The organism is Streptococcus parasanguinis (genome assembly GCF_019929185.1).
GTDB classification, from domain to species: domain Bacteria; phylum Bacillota; class Bacilli; order Lactobacillales; family Streptococcaceae; genus Streptococcus; species Streptococcus parasanguinis_O.
The window spans coordinates 1-18,995 of sequence record NZ_JAHZPC010000014.1; the positions used below are offsets into that span (position 1 = coordinate 1).

The 18,995-nt window shown below is 39.5% G+C and carries 20 protein-coding genes and 1 other annotated feature; of the genes, 1 reads left to right on the forward strand and 19 read right to left on the reverse strand.

Annotated elements, in window-relative coordinates:
• Positions 1–80 precede the first annotated feature (80 nt).
• The 15 genes from K1I56_RS08125 to K1I56_RS08195 all read right to left on the reverse strand — a co-directional run bounded on the left by K1I56_RS08125 (position 81) and on the right by K1I56_RS08195 (position 12,543).
• On the reverse strand, positions 81–1,052 hold the full coding sequence (locus K1I56_RS08125) for a YihY/virulence factor BrkB family protein (protein ID WP_049471986.1): 972 nt from the start codon (positions 1,050–1,052) through the stop codon (positions 81–83).
• 84 nt (positions 1,053–1,136) lie between these two features.
• On the reverse strand, positions 1,137–1,997 hold the full coding sequence (locus K1I56_RS08130; RefSeq protein WP_223325721.1) for a methionyl aminopeptidase: 861 nt from the start codon (positions 1,995–1,997) through the stop codon (positions 1,137–1,139).
• A 20-nt stretch (positions 1,998–2,017) separates the two neighbouring features.
• The gene (gene spxR, locus K1I56_RS08135; protein WP_049515543.1) at positions 2,018–3,295 is read right to left on the reverse strand and encodes a CBS-HotDog domain-containing transcription factor SpxR; all 1,278 of its coding nucleotides are present in this window, start codon (positions 3,293–3,295) and stop codon (positions 2,018–2,020) included.
• Complete coding sequence (locus K1I56_RS08140; protein ID WP_223325722.1) at positions 3,288–3,839, reverse strand: GNAT family N-acetyltransferase; 552 nt, start codon at positions 3,837–3,839, stop codon at positions 3,288–3,290. The genes spxR and K1I56_RS08140 overlap by 8 nt, the downstream gene beginning before the upstream one ends.
• A 56-nt stretch (positions 3,840–3,895) precedes the next feature.
• Positions 3,896–5,155, reverse strand: coding sequence for a UDP-N-acetylglucosamine 1-carboxyvinyltransferase (locus K1I56_RS08145; protein WP_223325723.1), 1,260 nt, complete (start codon positions 5,153–5,155; stop codon positions 3,896–3,898).
• Between the two features lie 192 nt (positions 5,156–5,347).
• On the reverse strand, positions 5,348–6,538 hold the full coding sequence (gene metK / locus K1I56_RS08150; RefSeq protein WP_049474766.1) for a methionine adenosyltransferase: 1,191 nt from the start codon (positions 6,536–6,538) through the stop codon (positions 5,348–5,350).
• Between the two features lie 262 nt (positions 6,539–6,800).
• Positions 6,801–8,033: an ABC transporter permease gene (locus tag K1I56_RS08155; RefSeq protein ID WP_223325724.1), complete on the reverse strand. Its 1,233-nt coding sequence runs from the start codon at positions 8,031–8,033 to the stop codon at positions 6,801–6,803.
• Positions 8,034–8,168: 135 nt separating this feature from the next.
• The gene (locus tag K1I56_RS08160) at positions 8,169–8,600 is read right to left on the reverse strand and encodes a hypothetical protein (protein WP_223325725.1); all 432 of its coding nucleotides are present in this window, start codon (positions 8,598–8,600) and stop codon (positions 8,169–8,171) included.
• Between the two features lie 135 nt (positions 8,601–8,735).
• Complete coding sequence (locus K1I56_RS08165; RefSeq protein WP_223325726.1) at positions 8,736–9,170, reverse strand: hypothetical protein; 435 nt, start codon at positions 9,168–9,170, stop codon at positions 8,736–8,738.
• Positions 9,171–9,338: 168 nt separating this feature from the next.
• Positions 9,339–9,806, reverse strand: coding sequence for a deoxycytidylate deaminase (locus K1I56_RS08170; protein WP_049490930.1), 468 nt, complete (start codon positions 9,804–9,806; stop codon positions 9,339–9,341).
• A gap of 244 nt (positions 9,807–10,050) precedes the next feature.
• Positions 10,051–10,410 (reverse strand): 50S ribosomal protein L20, encoded by a 360-nt coding sequence (rplT, locus tag K1I56_RS08175; protein ID WP_000124830.1) that lies wholly within the window; start codon positions 10,408–10,410, stop codon positions 10,051–10,053.
• 49 nt (positions 10,411–10,459) lie between these two features.
• Positions 10,460–10,660 (reverse strand): 50S ribosomal protein L35, encoded by a 201-nt coding sequence (gene rpmI / locus K1I56_RS08180; protein ID WP_003003453.1) that lies wholly within the window; start codon positions 10,658–10,660, stop codon positions 10,460–10,462.
• Positions 10,661–10,693: 33 nt separating this feature from the next.
• Positions 10,694–11,224, reverse strand: a complete 531-nt coding sequence (gene infC / locus K1I56_RS08185; RefSeq protein WP_003003721.1) for a translation initiation factor IF-3 — start codon at positions 11,222–11,224, stop codon at positions 10,694–10,696.
• 16 nt (positions 11,225–11,240) lie between these two features.
• Positions 11,241–11,369 (reverse strand) — a sequence feature (ribosomal protein L20 leader region).
• A 23-nt stretch (positions 11,370–11,392) separates the two neighbouring features.
• A complete protein-coding gene (gene cmk, locus K1I56_RS08190) occupies positions 11,393–12,073 on the reverse strand; it encodes a (d)CMP kinase (protein ID WP_031574170.1) in 681 nt (226 codons plus the stop codon).
• A 14-nt stretch (positions 12,074–12,087) separates the two neighbouring features.
• The gene (locus K1I56_RS08195; protein ID WP_223325727.1) at positions 12,088–12,543 is read right to left on the reverse strand and encodes an SAG1386/EF1546 family surface-associated protein; all 456 of its coding nucleotides are present in this window, start codon (positions 12,541–12,543) and stop codon (positions 12,088–12,090) included.
• A 45-nt stretch (positions 12,544–12,588) separates the two neighbouring features.
• Here K1I56_RS08195 and K1I56_RS08200 point away from each other — a divergent pair, with 45 nt between their 5' ends.
• Positions 12,589–12,789, forward strand: a complete 201-nt coding sequence (locus tag K1I56_RS08200; RefSeq protein ID WP_155169015.1) for a ferredoxin — start codon at positions 12,589–12,591, stop codon at positions 12,787–12,789.
• 9 nt (positions 12,790–12,798) lie between these two features.
• On the opposite strand, the gene K1I56_RS08205 is transcribed toward K1I56_RS08200, so the two are convergent.
• The 4 genes from K1I56_RS08205 to K1I56_RS08220 all read right to left on the reverse strand — a co-directional run bounded on the left by K1I56_RS08205 (position 12,799) and on the right by K1I56_RS08220 (position 18,995).
• Complete coding sequence (locus K1I56_RS08205) at positions 12,799–13,275, reverse strand: EbsA family protein (RefSeq protein WP_223325728.1); 477 nt, start codon at positions 13,273–13,275, stop codon at positions 12,799–12,801.
• A 95-nt stretch (positions 13,276–13,370) separates the two neighbouring features.
• Positions 13,371–15,896: an LTA synthase family protein gene (locus K1I56_RS08210; RefSeq protein ID WP_223325729.1), complete on the reverse strand. Its 2,526-nt coding sequence runs from the start codon at positions 15,894–15,896 to the stop codon at positions 13,371–13,373.
• Positions 15,896–17,644, reverse strand: a complete 1,749-nt coding sequence (locus K1I56_RS08215) for a rhamnan synthesis F family protein (RefSeq protein ID WP_223325730.1) — start codon at positions 17,642–17,644, stop codon at positions 15,896–15,898. The genes K1I56_RS08210 and K1I56_RS08215 overlap by 1 nt, the downstream gene beginning before the upstream one ends.
• A 1-nt stretch (position 17,645) precedes the next feature.
• Positions 17,646–18,995 (reverse strand): glycosyltransferase, encoded by a 1,350-nt coding sequence (locus K1I56_RS08220; RefSeq protein WP_223325731.1) that lies wholly within the window; start codon positions 18,993–18,995, stop codon positions 17,646–17,648.

An 18,995-nucleotide genomic window follows, 5' to 3' on the forward strand; every position in this document is an offset into this window, starting at 1 on the left:
TTACAGCCCTACTCAACTGTGCGGAGGTGGGACGACGAAATCGAATTCTAACGAATGACCGATTTCTGTCCCACTCTTCCTTATTCCGTTTTTTCTTTTTTTATCAAGCGTAACCGACGCTTTAATTTTTGTGAAACTTCTCTATGCCGAAAGTCCACTTCTTCTGATTTTAACTTAGAGACAATTTCTCCACTGCGCGTTTGGAACTTGGCTTCTCTGGCAAATTGGATACTGGCGTTTAAAATACAACCAATAATCATGATTTTTGCCACCAAGATGAACCAAAACATGATGACCGCTAGGACGACCGAACCGAAGAAACGAGCATCTAAAAAATGACTCACATAACGATCCACATATTTCCAAAAGATATTCAAGATCGCATACAGGACAGCAACAACGAAGGTCGCTCCTGGAAGAACATATCTAAATTTTGGAATTTTGACATTTGGAAGGGTGTAATAGAGCAAGACCAGACTAACAAAAAGCAAGAGATAGATGGTCGGCTCTGTCAAATTCAGTAAGCGCACATAAATCGTCCGATCAAATGAAAAGGTCTGATAGAGATAACGAACGATCATTTTCCCAAACATGGAAAGGATCAGCGAGAGTCCAAACAAACCCTGCAAGGCAAAACTGATCAGAAAGCTAAAGAGTCGCCCCCAGATAATACCACGCTCCTTTTCCACCCCATAACTCTTGTTATAGGCTTTTTGGAGGTAGGCAATGCTCTGAGAGAAGATCCACAAAGCAGAAATAATCGAGAAACTCAGTAAGCCTGTCGAAGGTTTGGTCAAGACACTCGAAATCATCTGTGCCACTATTCGATATAAGGAGGCTGGCAAGACTTTTTGTAAGCTCAAAAGAATCTGGGTAGGACGAATATGAAAGTAAGGCAGAATATTGGCTGCAATCAGCATCAAAGGGAAAATGGAGATCAGCAAATAATAGGCAACTGCAATACTGGTGATATCAGACTCTGCACTCTGATAAAACCGCACGAAGCCCTTTATAAATGGCTGAGCCAGTACTTTTTGTAGGACCTTTTTCATTCGTCACCTCCCCATTTTTACTAAAAAAGAGCAAAGAGCGAAACCAGACACGTGCCTTCAGCTCCATTCTTTCCTCTCAATCTTTTAGTAAGTTCCTTCTTCACCTTGACTAGTTAGGATCACTGGACCATCTTTTGTAATCACAAATTGATGCTCGTATTGACAAGAAAGGCCACCGTCGAGGGTCTTGTGGGCCCAACCAGTTTCCATATCAGTATCAATCTCCCAAGTACCGGTATTGATCATTGGCTCAATCGTCAAGACCATCCCTTCACGCAAACGAAGACCGCGTCCAGCACGACCGTAATGCGGTACCATTGGTTCTTCATGCATGGTAGGGCCGACACCGTGGCCGACCAAGTCACGCACCACGCCATAGCCTTTGCTTTCTGCATACTCTTGAATCGCTGCGCCAATATCTCCCAAGCGATTGCCTACGACTGCTTTCTCAATTCCTTTGTAAAGACATTCTTTAGTCACGTCCATCAAATCTTTGACTTCTTGCGTAACATTTCCAACCGCATAAGCCCAGCAAGAGTCCGCCAAGCCACCAGTATAGGACTCCGTGTATTTCTTCACTTGGGCTACATTATCAAAATCTAATTTTGAAACATCCAGAACAGACTTGTCGAGTGGCTCAGATAAGACCATATCTACCTTGAGGAGATCACCATCTTTCAGGATAACATGACGGGGAAAGGCATGGGCAACTTCATCATTTAAACCGCAACAAGTCGCGTAAGGATAGTCCATGAGACTGCCTTCTACTCCGATTTGAAGTGGTAAGACATTGACTTCTTTACAGCGACGGCGGACATATTCTTCTACTTCCCAAAGGTCGAGCCCTGGCTTGATCAAGTCACGCAATCCAATATGGATGCTGGCAAGGAAATCTCCTGCACGATCCATGGCTTCAATTTCACGTTGTGATTTTAATGTAATCATTGTCTCCTCATTTCTTTTGTTTAATTAATCTTAATGGTAATGGTTGCTTTCGCGACCAGCTGCAGATCTAAATACAAGCTAAAATCAACCAAGGCCGAACGTCTGGTTCGTCGAACTAGTTGTGGTTCAATGCGGATCACATCATCCACCTGCACAGCCTGTAAAAAATTGATGATCAACTGTTCGACAATCAAGCTACGCCCACTGTGTTGCATCATCTTGCGAATAACCTTCATCAGCACTTCGATCATGACTCCATTGGCCAAAACACCGCTTTTCTCCAGCATACTTGGCTCCACTGTGAATTGGTAATGGTCGTTCTCTGTTTGAATCTTTTGACCAATTTGCTCACTAAAGGTTGGTAAGCTCGAAAACTGCACCTTGCTAATCCGATCCATGACATCCCGACGCGTAATAACACCCAGCAAGGTCTGGTTATTACGAACAACAGGAATCATTTCATAATCTTCAGCGATCATCCGTTGGCTAATCGTCGCAATGCTGGTGGACAAATTAGTGGTAAAAATGGTCCGTGACATCACCTTATCAAGGGTCGTCTGAGGCGCCTTATCTCCGGCATCTCTCATGGTCACGACGCCCACTACCATCTGGTGCTGATTGACAACCGGAAAACGACTAAAGCGATTCTTTCGAACCAAATCTAAATAATCCCGGACCGTATCCGTCTCAGAAAGATAGCCGTACTCATGGAAGGGCCGATAGACCTGTTCTACTGTCAAGATATCCGTCTTGATCTGCATGTTAGACAAGGCCTTATTGATCATGGTCGCGACGGTATAGGTATCGTGTGAAGTTCGGATGACTGGGATTTGCACCTGATTGGCCAGATCAATCACATCTTCACTCACCTCAAAGCCACCTGTCACTAAGACCGCGTTGTCATGCTTAAGAGCCAATCGTTGGATGCTAGTGCGGTCACCCACGATCAAAAGCCCCCCTTCAGACACATAGTCAAGGACGTGCTTTTCTGTCATGGCACCGATATAAAATTTATTAAATTCTTTTTCGAGTCCCTCTTCACCAGCTAATATTTCAGAACCGGTGATTTCTAAAATTTCCCGATAAGTCAGGTGCTCTAGTACAGCTTTTTGCGATTTGACACGGATGGTCCCGCTTCTAGGACGCGTTTCGACAATTCCTTGATTTTCAGCTTCTTTAATGGCACGATAGGCCGTCCCATCACTGACATTCAAAAAATTGGAGATACTGCGGACACTGACCCGTTTTCCAATCGGTAATTTTTCGAGATAGTCTAAAATCTCTTGGTGTTTACTCATAGAAGTCCCCTCTACCTAGGCGGAAATCATAATAATCGCGCATTTTACGCGTATAGCGGTCACTCCCTTTGAATTGACGAAAGAGACGAAAGCCAGCCTTTAAAGCGACCTTTTGACTCCCTGCATTTTCAACATGGGTAATAATCTTAAGCTCCTTCAGTTGAAATTTCTCAAATGATAGATAAACCAACTCTTTGACCGCTTCTGTCATCAGACCCTTTCCCCAAAAATCCTTGCGTAAAAAGTAGCCTAACTCAGCCTCACCCTTGATTTCATCCAACTTTTCAAACTTGATGGAGCCGATCATCTGATTAGTTTCCTTATCACAGATCGCCCAAACCCCCAAGGGATTTTTCATGAAATAGTTGGCTAGTACATATTGAGTTTCAGCAAGATCGGCTTGTGCAGGAAAGATAAATTGTAGGTTATCAGGATTCGAAGCAATCTTATAAAAATCTTCCGCATCCTCAAAGAGAAAAGGTCGTAAATACAACCTTTGTGTTTCAATTAGTGAATAGGCAGCTAAGTGCGTCCAAATATTCATTTCAAACTCCATTGTTCGTGTATCCAGCCGCCACTATCAGATCCCTAGTTCTGTCACTATTCCTCTACCAACTGGATATCTGCTCCAAGTTGGGTCAATTTATGAATAATATCTGAATACCCGCGAAGGATGTATTCCACATTTGTAATTTCTGTTGTTCCAGAAGCCATGAGACCTGCAATCACTAAAGCCGCACCAGCTCGAAGATCCGTCGCTTTCACACTGGATCCTGCCAATTGATTTGGCCCTTCATAGATAATGTGGTCGTTCAAGGTCGAAATAGTGGCCCCCATTTTAGCCAATTCTGGTACATGGTTGACCCGTTTTTCATAAATCGTATCAACGATTCGTCCACGTCCAGCAGCCGTTAGGAGCAAAGGTGTGATCGGTTGTTGCAAATCAGTCGCAAAACCAGGATAAGGAGACGTTTTGATCTGGATGGCCTTCAAGCCCGTCTGCTTTTCTACAAAGATACTATCTTCAGAAATGGTCATACGCACACCCATTTCCTCTAACTTGGCAATATAACTCTCTAAATGCTCATACAGGACATTGTTGATCTGGATACCTTCTCCAATAGCAGCTGCAAGAGCAATATAAGTTCCTGCTTCGATGCGATCCGGAATCACCTGATGTCTCGTTCCATGCAAATTCTGAACACCATCAATGATAATGATATCCGTTCCTGCTCCACGAATATGGGCTCCCATGTTGTTGAGCAAGGTCACCACATCGATAATCTCAGGTTCCCGCGCAGCATTTTCGATCACTGTCCGACCTTTAGCTTTGACCGCTGCCAAAATCGTATTGATCGTTGCACCGACACTAACAGTATCCATATAGATGTTAGCTCCTTGAAGAGGCTTGCCATCAGTCGCAAGTTTCATACTAGAGCCATCCATGGTCATAGCGGCTCCCATCGCTTCAAAGGCCTTCAAATGCAAATCGATAGGACGTGGTCCAAGGTCACACCCACCAGGAAGCCCAACCGTTGCTTGACCATAGCGTCCTAATAAGCTGCCATAGAAATAATAGGAAGCTCGTAAACTGTTGATCTTTCCAAATGGCATGGGCATATTCTTCACCCCACGTGGATCAATGATCAAACTGTCTTCTTTGCGCTCGATCTTAGCCCCCATGATGGTCATGATTTCAATCAGACTCGCCACGTCGGAGATATCCGGTACCCCATCAAGGGTCACGATATCATCCGCCAGAATGGTCGCCGGAATCAGGGCTACTACACTATTTTTTGCACCACTAATGGTCACCTCTCCTTTTAGAGGGCGACCACCATTTATTACAATTTTTTTCATCTTAATAATTTATTAGCTCTTTCAAGTCTTTTTCCTTTTACTATCGTTTTTTGCAACGGAAATAAAAGGGACAACGTATTCAAAATACTGCATCTATTATACCACAGATCGACCTATTTTTCCATCTGTAGGAATTTTCAAAACGAAAAAAAGCTAGGATCAACTTGACCCTAACTTTTCCATTTCAACTAATTATTTTACAGCTTCTTTCAAGGCTTCAACCTTGTCCAAACGTTCCCATGGAAGGTCGATATCTGTCCGTCCCATATGGCCATAAGCCGCTGTTTGACGGTAAATTGGACGTTTGAGGTCAAGCATTTGGATGATTCCTGCTGGGCGAAGGTCAAAGATTTGACGCGCTGCTGCTTCTAATTTGCTTTCAGCGACTGTTCCAGTACCGAAGGTATCAATACGAACAGAGACAGGTTGAGCAACCCCAATGGCATAAGCCAATTGCACTTCTGCTTTCTTAGCAAGACCTGCCGCTACGATGTTTTTGGCAATGTAGCGAGCTGCATAAGAAGCAGAACGGTCCACCTTAGTGGCATCTTTACCAGAGAAGGCACCACCACCGTGACGTGAATAACCACCATAAGTATCCACGATGATCTTACGACCTGTCAAACCGGAATCCCCTTGAGGTCCACCGATAACAAAGCGACCAGTTGGGTTGATGAAGAATTTGGTCTCCTCATCTAGATAAGAAGCTGGAATCACTTCCTTGATGACCTTGTTAATCACATCTTCGTGGATTTGTTCATTGCTGACATCTGGATCGTGTTGAGTTGAAATAACCACTGTATCCACGCGCACTGGCTGGTCATTTTCATCGTACTCGACAGTGACCTGTGACTTGGCATCTGGACGAAGATAGCTAATTTCCCCAGACTTACGAAGCTCTGCCAAACGACGAACCAACTTGTGGCTGAGTGAAATCGGTAATGGCATGAGTTCTTCTGTTTCATCCACTGCAAAACCAAACATGAGACCTTGGTCTCCTGCTCCGATCAAATCAAGTGGATCTTGATCCGCATTCCCACGAACTTCCAAGGCTTCATTAACCCCTTGGGCAATATCAGGAGATTGTTCCACCAAAGATGGGTGTACTCCTACAGTTTCAGCTGAGAATCCATATTCCGTATTAGTATAACCAATCTCTGCAATGGTATCACGAACCACACGATTAATATCCACATAAGCAGTCGTTGAAATCTCGCCAAAGACATGCACGGAACCAGTATAAACAGCTGTTTCGGCAGCCACGTGAGCTTCTGGATCTTGCTCTAAAATAGCATCTAAAATAGCATCTGAAATTTGGTCTGCAATCTTATCTGGATGCCCCTCAGATACTGATTCAGACGTGAAAAGTTTACGTTCTGACATAAAAATGTCCCCCCTTAAAAAATATTGTTATAGAGTTACAAAGTACTGATAGAAGATTTCTACCACCTTATCGGGACCATATAACATCTAATTATAACACAATTTCTCTCATAACTTCTTTATTTCTAAAAAGAAAAAGATATAGTTTAAAACTATATCTTTTTCCTTAATCCCTAATAGGAAATTTCAAGTTGTTTAAAGTAGAAAGTTGAACGCGAATGATATAACAGTTGCCACATTTAGTAGAATACTCCAAATTTTCCTATTCTTTATTTAGATTTTTAGGAAATATACCTCCAATAAATACCAGGACTCCTAAAACCAAGGATAAAATATTTGGACCTGTCCAATAAGGATCTAGCGTACCTATGATGGAAACAATAAATAAGACGGCTGATGTATTTAAGAGACCCACATTTCCATTCCTCATACCTATGAAAAGTAATATAGTCGCAATCATAAAACAAATATAATGGATGGCACCAATATATAAGATCAGTAGATACATGGGGTTTCCTAAAAATAAAGGAAAAATCATAATACCAAGGTGGCAGACTGCTATTATAAGGGCGCTCCATAACCAAGACGAATGAAGAATGATCCTCTTTGGCGAATTCTCTTTATCATTGTTTGATTGTATATCAGCATTCAACTGATCGTTTACATCTATCTCTCCTTCTACTTGAGGGTATTCCATCTCTGGTTTAGTTTCAATAGATGATACATCTTGTACTTTCACCTTGGACTCCCAGCTATCTGCAACTTTATCAAACAAACCAAAAACACGACAAACAATATAAATCGATAAGAGAAGATAAAAGAGACCGTAGAAGCTTATACGAGAGATGAAAGAGTATACTACACCTATCTCAACAAGAGAAGATAAAATTATCAAAAGAGAAAATACTTTCTGAAGTTTATCACTTGTACTTGTGATCATAACATTAATCAGAAGTAGAAACATTAACTCCATTACAGTGTATCGCAGTGTAAAAGCGTAAATTACACTCGTTCTATCCATACCAAACAATATAAATAATGGAGATATATTGGTTGAGGCAACAAATAGTACTAAATAAGTTATCGTTGATTTCCAACCATCTTTACTTTTCCAATCGTTTAAAAGCTCCCTCATTTCTACATTCTTTATAAGCAAGCAAATCCATATTAAACAAATGATATTTAGCACAAAGGAAATGTTCATCAGATTTGTTGGGGAAAAAGGGGGTAAAACAAACATAAGTTGTTGAGTAATTGAGAGGAGAAGAACAGCTATCAATCCTTCAACATTTAAACGTTGCTTCATAATTCTCCAAATTACCCAGCAAATAATCATTCCATTCCATATAGAAAAAATACTAGAGGTAGTGATCAGTGGTGTATTTCCATTTAAATTTTGGACATTATAGCTCTCTACTAGACTACTACCATAAGAAACAAGATAAAGAATTGCTTCAAGAATTAGCAGTATACCATACCATTTTTTTCTAGACATAGATTCTCCTCCGCTTTCTAAGAAAAGTATTTAACGATTCATTTATTTAAATTATAACATAGTTTGTAATCGTTTTCTTCGCTTGCTCTCAGGAATTAATAAAAAAGATAGGATTGAACACCCTACCTGCTATCATCACTCTTCATTTTTTAACAATACAGTTCCAATCAAAACCAGCACTCCTACTACAAGCGGTGGTATATGATTAATCACCCAATCCGGATCACCCGCAGCAATAAATGAAAAAACATAAATAGCTACTGCTATAAAAAGAGTTGCTTTATTGCCATTCACATATCCATTCCAAAGCAGGATAGTTGCAATAAAAAAGCTAATCATATGGATTCCCAAAAAGTACAAAAATCCACCAGCCCACGTTCCCATTGCAAAGAGACCTAATAAAAGTAAAACTATATAAGCAATGGCTATGAACAGGGCAAAAGAAAGTATTGCAGAAGTCCCAACTCTCTTTTCTAGCTTCATTTCATCGTTAGGAAGAAGACTTTCATCTGAAACAAATGCCTCTTTTTCTTTATCTACTTCAGGATTTTTTTGTTGATCTGTCATAACTTTCTCCTAACATTTTTAGTTATTCTTTCAAATAATAGCGCTTAAAAATAGAGAGGAAGAACTGATTTAACTATCTCTTTGATCGACCCGAATACTTTTTATTGAGTAGAGTTGACCATACCCATTTTTTGATTAAGAGCTTTTCTCTTCTTCAACTAAGAGTGTTCCAATTAAAACCAGAATACCTAGCAGTAACGGAGCGATTCGAAAAATTTCCCAATCTAGTTCAAAACCCAAGATGATAGACAGCAGATAGAGTCCAACACTCGTATAGAGGAGGCTTTTATTCCCCTTCTTCATCCCTAGTCCAAGTAAAATGGTTCCAATAGCAACACCTAAGAAGTTTGGTGTTAGAAAAATCAACAACATGAAAAATCCCAAAATATTAAAGAAAAAGACAAACAATACAAGATAGATAATGGATAGGTAAAAGGTTACTGAAAGAAGAATAGAATGTAAGCTATTTTCTTTTGGAGGATTCTGAACAAATATAGAATTGGGATGATCTTCACTGATCTTACTATGTTCTTTATTTCCCTCAAAATGTTTCTCTTGGTTTGTCATCATTTTCTCCTTCCTTTCTTATATTTTTATGTTTTTCCTTTAACACCATTATACTTGATTCCATTATTCTTTTCATGATAGCCATCTATTCAATGCTATCTCTTAAACATTAATTTGGACAGGTTTCCAATTAGATTGCTAACATATCATGAAATAGGCTGGAAATCTTCCCTAAATAAAATCAGCCTCTGCAATAGCTCTTTTCACTTCTTCAATTGGTAAATTGACCAGTTCTACTTCTTTTTCACGGTAGAGGTATTCGGCATATTCATCTATGCGGTATTGATGAATATATACTACCCGCTTGCAACCGACTTGAAGCAACTGCTTGGTGCAATTGAGGCAAGGAAAATGCGTCACATAAGCTGTAAAGCCTTTTGGAATTCCACGTTCAGCTCCTTGCAAAATAGCATTGACTTCCGCATGAATCGTCCGGACACAGTGTCCCTCGACCATGAGGCAGCCATCCTCTAGACAATGATCTGTCCCAGAAACGGATCCATTATACCCTGTTGCAATGACCTTATTATCCTTAACCAGAACAGCGCCTACTTTCGCTCGATTACATGTCGCTCGATTCGAAATCAGTAAGGCCTGTGCTGCAAAATATTCATCCCATGCTAGTCGATTATGTGTCACCTTTATATCCTCCTCATATCGGTTACGATTATTTTCATTATAGCATGAAATCAACAAGAAAAAAAGGGAGTGGGAAAGAACTCTGACTAGTAAAAAAGAGTTCGTTTTCCCACCCCCGCACAGTTGATTAGGCTATCTTTGGAGCTTATAAGGCGAACAAAGAAGCCAATCAATCACTGCGTCATACAGTTATTTCTATCATACATCAAAGGCTGGACAACTTCTGCCCAGCCTATTATAAACATTATTTACCAAGTTTTGCTTTAGCTGCATCTGCAAGAGCTGTGAAAGCTGCTGCATCGTTAACAGCCAAGTCAGCAAGCATTTTACGGTTAACTTCGATCTCAGCCAATTTCAAACCATGCATCAATTGTGAGTATGAAAGTCCGTTCAAACGAGCTGCCGCATTGATACGTGTGATCCACAATTTACGGAAGTCACGTTTCTTTTGACGACGGTCACGGTATGCATAGTAGTAAGAGTTCATTACTTGTTCTTTTGCAGTACGGAACAAGATATGTTTAGCTCCATAGTAACCTTTAGCTAATTTAAGAATACGTTTACGACGTTTGCGTGATACAACGCCACCTTTAACACGTGCCATTTATATTTCCTCCAATATTTCCTAGAATTCTTTACTTACGAATACGCAATTATTTCAAGCGAGTAAGCATTGCTTTGATACGTTTGAAATCTCCTGCATGCACCATAGATGCTTTACGAAGATGACGACGTTGTTTCTTAGTTTTTCCGTGGAAACGGTGAGAAGTGTAAGCACGGAAACGTTTAAGTCCACCAGAACCTGTACGTTTGAAACGTTTAGCTGATGCGCGGTGTGTTTTTTGTTTTGGCATGATATTTTCTCCTTTTTTTAACTTTCTGACAGATTATTTCTTGTCAGTTGCTGGCGCCAATTGCATGAACATTTGACGTCCATCCATCTTAGCTCGTTGTTCGATGATCGCCACATCTTGTGTCGCTTCAGCGAAGTCGGCTAAAACTTTAGCACCAATCTCTTTGTGGGTAATCATACGACCCTTAAAGCGAATGGATACCTTCACTTTATTTCCTTTTTCAAGGAATTTGCGAGCATTGCGAAGTTTTGTATCGAAATCACCCTTATCAATCACTGGGCTCAAACGAACTTCTTTCACGGTCACAACGCTTTGTTTTTTGCGTTGTTCTTTTTGCTTCTTCTGGTACTCAAATTTGAACTTACCGTAGTCCATAATTTTCGCAACAGGAGGTTTAGCTTGAGGTTGAATGAGAACCAAGTCAACATTAGCGTCGTCCGCAAGTGCTTGCGCTTCGCTAAGTGGTTTGATACCCAATTGCTCACCTTCAAGACCGATTAAGCGAACTTCACGTACACGAATTTCATCATTGATGAATAAGTCTTGCTTTGCTATGGTTTTCACCTCTTTTTTATTATTCGAGAAAAACAAAGAACGGACCTGCAAAACAGGCCCGAACTACATGATGTATTTCATTACTGAAACTTGATCCGTAGGGGCCAGGCAACTTGCGTCACAAGGCGAGAAGTTCTCACTTCTGCTTTTCTCAACTTTTATATGATATCAAGTTTTTTATTCTTTGTCAAGAAGTTTTTTTGCTTTTTCTTCAATAAAGGCAACAACATCTGCAATTCCAACACCCGTTGTGTCAAAATGAATGGCATCAGCTGCAGGTTTCAAAGGAGAAACGGCACGGTGGCTGTCCTTATAGTCCCGCTCAGCGATTTCTTTTTTCAACAATTCAAGATCCGCTGTGATGCCCTTTTCAACATTCTCCTTATAACGACGTTCTGCCCGCTCCTCAACCGAAGCAACCAAAAAGATCTTCAACTCTGCATGTGGAAGGACGACCGTCCCAATATCGCGTCCATCCATAACGATGCCCCCCTCTGCTGCAATTTCTTGCTGTAGAGCGACAAGTTTTTCACGGACTGGCGCAAGCGCTGCAACCCATGAAACATTGTTGGTCACTTGGTTATCGCGAATTGGGTGGGTAATATCCACGTCTGCTACAAAGACAAGCTGCTCTCCTTCTTCCGATCGACCGAAACTAATTGGATACTGATCTAAAAGGGCTAAGAGGTCATCAACCTGTTCAGCTGTCAGATTATTTTGCAAAGCTAGATAAGTCGCCGCACGGTACATAGCTCCTGTGTCTAGATACGTATAGTCTAGATCCTTGGCAATGATCTTTGCAACCGTGGATTTTCCACTAGAAGCTGGTCCATCAATGGCAATTTGAATTTGTTTCATGCTGTCTTCAACTCCTACTGAATCTTAACGACATCACCAGGATTCGCATACCATGATCCTGTAGACATATGAGAAGGATTTAACTGTTCCAATTGGGCAATGGAAATACCCGCACGCGCAGCAATCGCTGCTTCCCCTTCACCTGCTTGAACAGTGATCGTACCTTCTTCAGAGTTCTCATCTTTTGAACCATCGTCTTTAGCTGCTTGGTCAGTTTGTGCTGCAGGAGCCGATGTTTTCTGTTCAACCTTAGTCTCACCATTGTAGAAACCAGACATTTGTTTTGATTTATTGCTGCCACCTGTTGAAAGGAAAATCAACAAACAGACCATTGCCACTACTACTACAAAGAAAATAATGGCTAAAATCGTCAACAGACGATCTGCCTTTATTCCATTTAACTTACTCGTTCTTTTCAATGTTTCTTCTCCATCATCGTAAATATCTTCTTCCCATGGTTCTTTTGCCATGACTTCCTCCTTGTTTTTTCTCGTAAAAATCATTACAATAGAAGTATGAAAGTTACGTTAATACCAGATCGTTGCATCGCTTGCGGTCTCTGTCAGACCTATTCTGAATTATTTGATTACCATGACAATGGCATCGTTAAATTTGCTACTGAAGACGACGACCTCCTTGAAAAGGAAGTCCCTGTCACAAACGATGTTCTCGAGGCTATTAAAGAATGCCCCACTCATGCTCTCTTAAAAGATTAAGAGGGCTTTTTATTTGTCTGCATAATACATCTCATAGTAATCCACATGGATAAAATTATCCGTCAAGATTACTTCTCCCTTAAAATAGGGATTTAAGGCAAGTGCATTGATAAAGTATTTTTTCGGCCATTTGCGCATACAGAATGTTCGACTGCGCGAACCATCATTAAAAATGAGCTTAATCGACTTCTTATTTACTTCGACCTTTTCGATCGAGTCAATCTTCACCTTGATTGGAGTAAAAGGATTGGCAGTAATAATCCGCAAGATCCCATCCTCATAAATCGTGAAGTACCGGTGGACCCCAATCGCGAGCAAGGCCATAAATAAAAAGAACGAAAACAAAACTAGCGTTGGCACACTAGAACTCTCATACATCAAGGCTAGTCCAATAAAGACTGGAATCACTGCAATGGACCAATAAGTCACAAGAATGGATAAGTCCGGTTGCCAATGATAATGGACCTTTCCGAATATCTTAATCATGAGCATACCCCCATCTAATAGTTTAGCATAAAAAACAAAAAAAAGGGAGCCAGACAGCCAAAATCAAAAAGATTTTTAACTGCTAGCTCTCCTTCTTAATTGGATTTGTTGGTTGGGACTTTAAAGAAGTCTTTAGAAAGGTAACCTTTCCCACTAATCAGGTCGTATTCAACCATTTTCAAATCCTCTGCAATCTCTTGTGCTTCCCCTTCTAAGGCCTTTTTATCAACACTTGCTTTTTTCAATACTTCCGTCAACAAAGCATAGTAAGGTGAAACTTTTGAATTGGTCTGTTCAAAAACCATAGCAGAGAAATCACTTGAATTGACCAAAGGATAGTTCAATTTCGGTGCATCAAAATTACTCCAAATGAAGTAGTCTGTCTGATACTGACTCTCTGGATTATTCTTAAAAGCGGACTCAGGATAAAGTCCTGGCAAGTGATCCCCATAGAATACCACTGTAATCTTCTTATCTATTTTAGAAAGACTTTCAAGGAAGGATTGGGTGGCGGTGTCAGTTTGTGAAAGTAAACGACTGTAGAAAGTCAGTTTTGAATTTTCTTCATCACTAAAACCTTTTCCTTTGGCATCCAAGGTTTCTGGGTTTGCTTCTAACCATGGGGTATGATTTTGCATCGTCATAACTGAGAAGAACTGTCCGGTTTTGTCGTTTAAGTTATCCAACACAATATTATAGGTGGATTCATCACTCGGACTGATTCCTTCTTTTCTAACAGTTATCCCCTTAGTATTAATCGTGATAAAGTCGCTAAAATTCAGCCTTGAATATACAATGTCCCTAGAATAATTTGCTCCACCAGCTAAATGAATAGCTATTTTATTTTTGCTAGAATAAGTATTACTTATAGAAGGAACATCATGAATTTTAGGGAATACCTCTGTATACAATACCGAAACAGTTGGTGATATATTATAGAATGGCAAACTTGTTAAAGTTTGAAACTCCATATTTGCTGTTCCACCACCATAGCCATCTGAATGCATTTGACCACTCGTGTGGGTTTTCATAATGTTTTCAATATTTGGAATCGGGTTTTCCGTGAGCTCAACACCTTCAACCTTTCTAGGATCAGAAAAACTTTCGCTCAGAATATAGATAACCGTTTGATCATTTAAGTAGTTACTTCTCTCCCTATTAATCTCATTCGATAAGTTAGTATATTTTTGAGCTATTTTCTCGAGACGTTCTTTGGAATAACCATCTGGTTTTGGAATAACTTCCGTCGTCAATTGATTCATCCAAACGTAAGATAACCCTTTATAACGGGCATTAGTCGTATTACCTAACCAATTAATATCTTGATAATTATTTAACGTGCTAATGATTGGAACATTGGCCTTGATCTTTCCGTTTTCTTTATCACTGAATATCCCATTGACACTCTTAAAACATAGGAGCATCAATGCAATAGCTCCAATTTGTATTTTCCATGAACGAATAATTCTACCCTTAAATAAATATCTTTTCCCCAAAATTAATACAGCAAGCATCAATATCAGTGAAAATATAATTATGAAAATCTGAGATTTCTCAATATAACCAAGTAAAGTTAAAGGTTTAGATAACCAGGTTAAATCACTTGGTAAAACCGGTTCCTTTCTCATACTAAATTTAACAAAATTTGCAAAAACAAACGAAACCGAGACACATGAAATAAGGAAAGTAGCAATCCAATATTGATTAATACAAATATAAACAAAAATGAGGACCGCTGTCAGAATAAGAATTTGAAATAAGATAGCATCTGGAATCGTGTAATGAACGCCTAAGAAGGGTTCTGTTCGACCTAAACTGAATTGGATAAAATAATTCAATACAATTGCAATAGTGGTACTAGAGAAGAACACTAAAGAGAAACTCGGTTTGTTCTTGACGAAATCTCGCTGCCCTTTTGTATACAAGAATCCAAGCAAGGAAATCAAAGGAAATAGAAAATATAAAAACTCATTTGTCAACCAGAATTGTTGAGTTGAGTATTTGCCAATTTCAAAGGCCTTATACAAAAAATTATCTGTCCTGTAAATAAGGGTCGAAAAATTTTTGTCTGTTACGATGAAGGTGATCAAGAGTTGCGACAAGACCAAATACTGGTAGTTCTCGCCTATCTCTTCTCCTCCTTTTTTCCGACTTGGCAGCTTATCATAATGCTGTCGTAATAGAACCAAACCACCTGTAGAAGCAAACAGAAGGAAAATGACAAGGAAGGAGTCCGTTCTAAAGAATGGATTCTGATCAAAATTCCAAACCTTGTATTTTGGATTATTCAAATAAATCGTGATTTCTGTCAAATAAGAAAGGGTATTGTAGACCAAATAACTGACAATCAGCTTTAAAGGAAACCATTTTTTAAAATTGAACTGGGATAATATTGGAATTAATAGCAAGAAACTAATTCCAAATAGAATTCCTAAAAAATTAACATATTGTAGGACAGTTCCTGTTGCTTTGTTATGTACTGCAAGATTGTTCTGAGCTAGGTAAAAATTAAAAAAAGAAAATAGAACGAAAGTAACCCCATAATACCACTGAGTTCTCGAGACTTTCGATAATGCTGAGAGGATAAATTCTTTAAAATTAAACTCTTTTTTCCGTTTCATTATTTCACTTTCTTTATCATTCTTTTTAGTATATATTTCACAGCTCTTGCAGGCCCTATCACGATATACTTCAAGGCTCCTTTGATCCCACCGATTTGATTAAAGTCCACGAAGGTATGCGGTTGGAGATCCTCACGATTGTTCAATTGCTTATTATCAATAAATGGTGTCAGAACATGAGGATTTTGAGAAATCCTAAAGTCATATTTTTGATCCCAGGCAATGTAGACTAATAAGCGTTCAATCGCATGAAGGATTGAATTTTGAGGAAGAGGTTCAGCTGGAACATCTGCTGCTGTCAAATTCAAATCAAAGAGTGGTTTCAAAGCATCATACTTAAACCAAACAAAAGTCCCATAACTCATAACGAAGGTATTGAGATTTTTGAAATCAATTGTTTTGGTCGCTCCCATCCGTTCCCAGAGCTTGTTCATCTCTGGTGAAATAAGAGCCTCATTCCAGGCAACCACTATTCGATTGTAACGGAAGAAAGTTGGAATATCTGCGATAGTGATTCCGACTTTTGGATTGGCTTCCATGTTGGCAAGGATTTGATCCGCTGGCTTCACTAGCATCTCAATCAATTCTTTGCGCCAAGATTCACCTGCCCAAAAATCTGCTTCTTTTGATTTTTTGGTATGGAAATGACCTACATAATCATATTGAGAAAGTTGCTCTTTTAAGAGCAGCATTGGCAACACATCTCGTCCAATGTTTCCAGTCACCACAACCGTCGCATCTTGTGCCCGATTAGAAAGAATTTGCTCAATAGCCTGCTTCTTCTCTTCTACATCTGTCGTGATCCATAAGTCATAAGCGAAATGAAGGGCTTGAAAAGCATCTAGAAATTCTTCCAAGAGGTCCACATAAAAGACATGAAGATGAACTGCAACTTTTTTACCGAACTCTCCAGCTAATTCCTGTTTTTTTAAGTACTTACGAGACAAGAGATAAGGATAGTCCGGACGATCGATCATAGACATGTGGTTGAGAATCAAGTCTAATGGATAGTCCGATACACGCTCCAACTCGTCAAAAATATAAGGCATAATTCCTTCATTGTTTGCAATGGTTTTGACTTTGATAAAAGGAACCTTATGACGGAGAATCGCTGTAGGATTGTAGTAAGAAAAGTCCGGATAGAGCATCCCTGTGGTGTCTTCATGAATGGTATCAAAGACCGTCTTATAGCGAAAACCAGCATCCAAGAAATTCGTTGTGACCTTGGTTTCATAGTTATCAATCACATCTTGAACATTGGTGAAGTCTTGAACACCCTGCCAAAATTCTAGGAAGGCGCTTGATGTCAACACCTGTTTTTTAAAACTGAGATAATAACTCTGAATATGCTCGTTAAAATCCTTGTCTTTCCGGTAATTGGTCATTCCCCAGAAATCCACTTCATCATCATGTTCAAACTGCTGATAAATGGGTTCTAGATCCCAAAGCGGTCCAAAGCAGGTATCATTCATGAGCGTAACCGAATCAAAATGAGCCAGTTGGTCAAAGCCAACTGTCTTCATTCCATCCCGCCAAGCCGCAAAGTCAAAGCCACTATTTTGTCGCTCTAGAATATCGTCTACCAGATGCTGTGCTACTAAATTAGACTTCACATCTTCTGGTAGCTGACTATTAGAGATAAAGACCACCCGTGAATACAAGGGACGAATGTTTTCTAATTGGTAAAGTACATGTCCACTAATAAAATTAAACTTATTGTAGTGAACATATAAAAGTAAACGTTGCATATTATTTCCTTATTCTAAAGAATTTCAAGATCTTTGTTGGAATGGTCCAACGACGAGAATGGATGACTGTATTATATGCTTCTTTCGTAGCTTGTAACTCTGCCTCAAGATTTTTCAAACTATTTTGATAATCTAACATTTCGGCAGCAAAAACTTTTCCAATATAATCCGGTGCAGAGGGATTATCTATAGAAATCATTTTATAGCTCAGCTGATACACACCTTCTTCTTCAACTTCATAAATCAATTGAGGATCTGGTTCACTAAAAAGAAACAAATTATCTGTAACGATACCATTACTATAAACTGGCGAACAAATCTTTCCGTTAGAATCTCTCAATTCAACATCAGAGTAATAACTTGGACTTTCAGACAGATCAACTCGGATAACAGAAGTTCCCTTCGGAATTTCGATTGCCAGACTATCTTCTTTTTGAAGAAGTTTGGTCATGGTACGATCTTCCGAATAAGTATTTTCTTCGTCACCAAAATAAATGGTAACAGACTCCATTCCGATGTGTGAAAGAGAATCCATTGGTTTGGAAAGACGAATCTCATAAGTATTATTACGATCTAAAAGGATCTTCGTCATCTCTTTATAATCGGCATTTGGATATTTATCAAGATACTCAAGTTGTGTTTTCAACAACTTATGAAATCGGCGTTCTAGTTTTCTGAAATCAGTTGGACGAGAATCCGATCCTTGATTAATGGTATAAGCAACTGTCGCTTCATCCAGATAGGCTAAAGAAGTCCGTTGAAAGAGTTCCAATTGAAGGTTGAAAGTATCATCTGATGTTGTTAAGTCTAACTCTTGATTGACTTCTAACATCAGATCTCTATCAACTAGCCATGTAGAGGCCATGGTAAACCCTCTTGTTGCAAGCATCTTTTCATAGGTATCTGCTAATGGAATCGTATGTTTGGCAAAGCCGGCCTTAGAAACGAGGGTTCCTTGTTCATCATAAATATCAAAATCTGTATTGGACCATTTGCAATCAGGTTCACTTTCTAATAAATCAACCTGTTTCTGAAGTTTTAAAGGGTCTAACCAAAAATCATCTCCATCACAGCGGGCAATATACTTTCCACGTGCTTCTTTACAGATAGAGACCCAGGTTTTAGAAATTCCCTGATTCTCATCCTGATAAAAGGCACGAATCAGATCAGGGTAGTTGGCTTGATAATCATGAATGATAGAACGAGATCCATCGCTTGAAGCATCATCCACTAAGATAATCTCATAATCAAACTCTGTTTGTTGGGCTAAGAAGCTATCAATCGTCTTCTTTAGCCAGGGCTCTTTATTAAAAACCGTACAAATAATCGAAACAAAAGGCGTCGTTTCCAT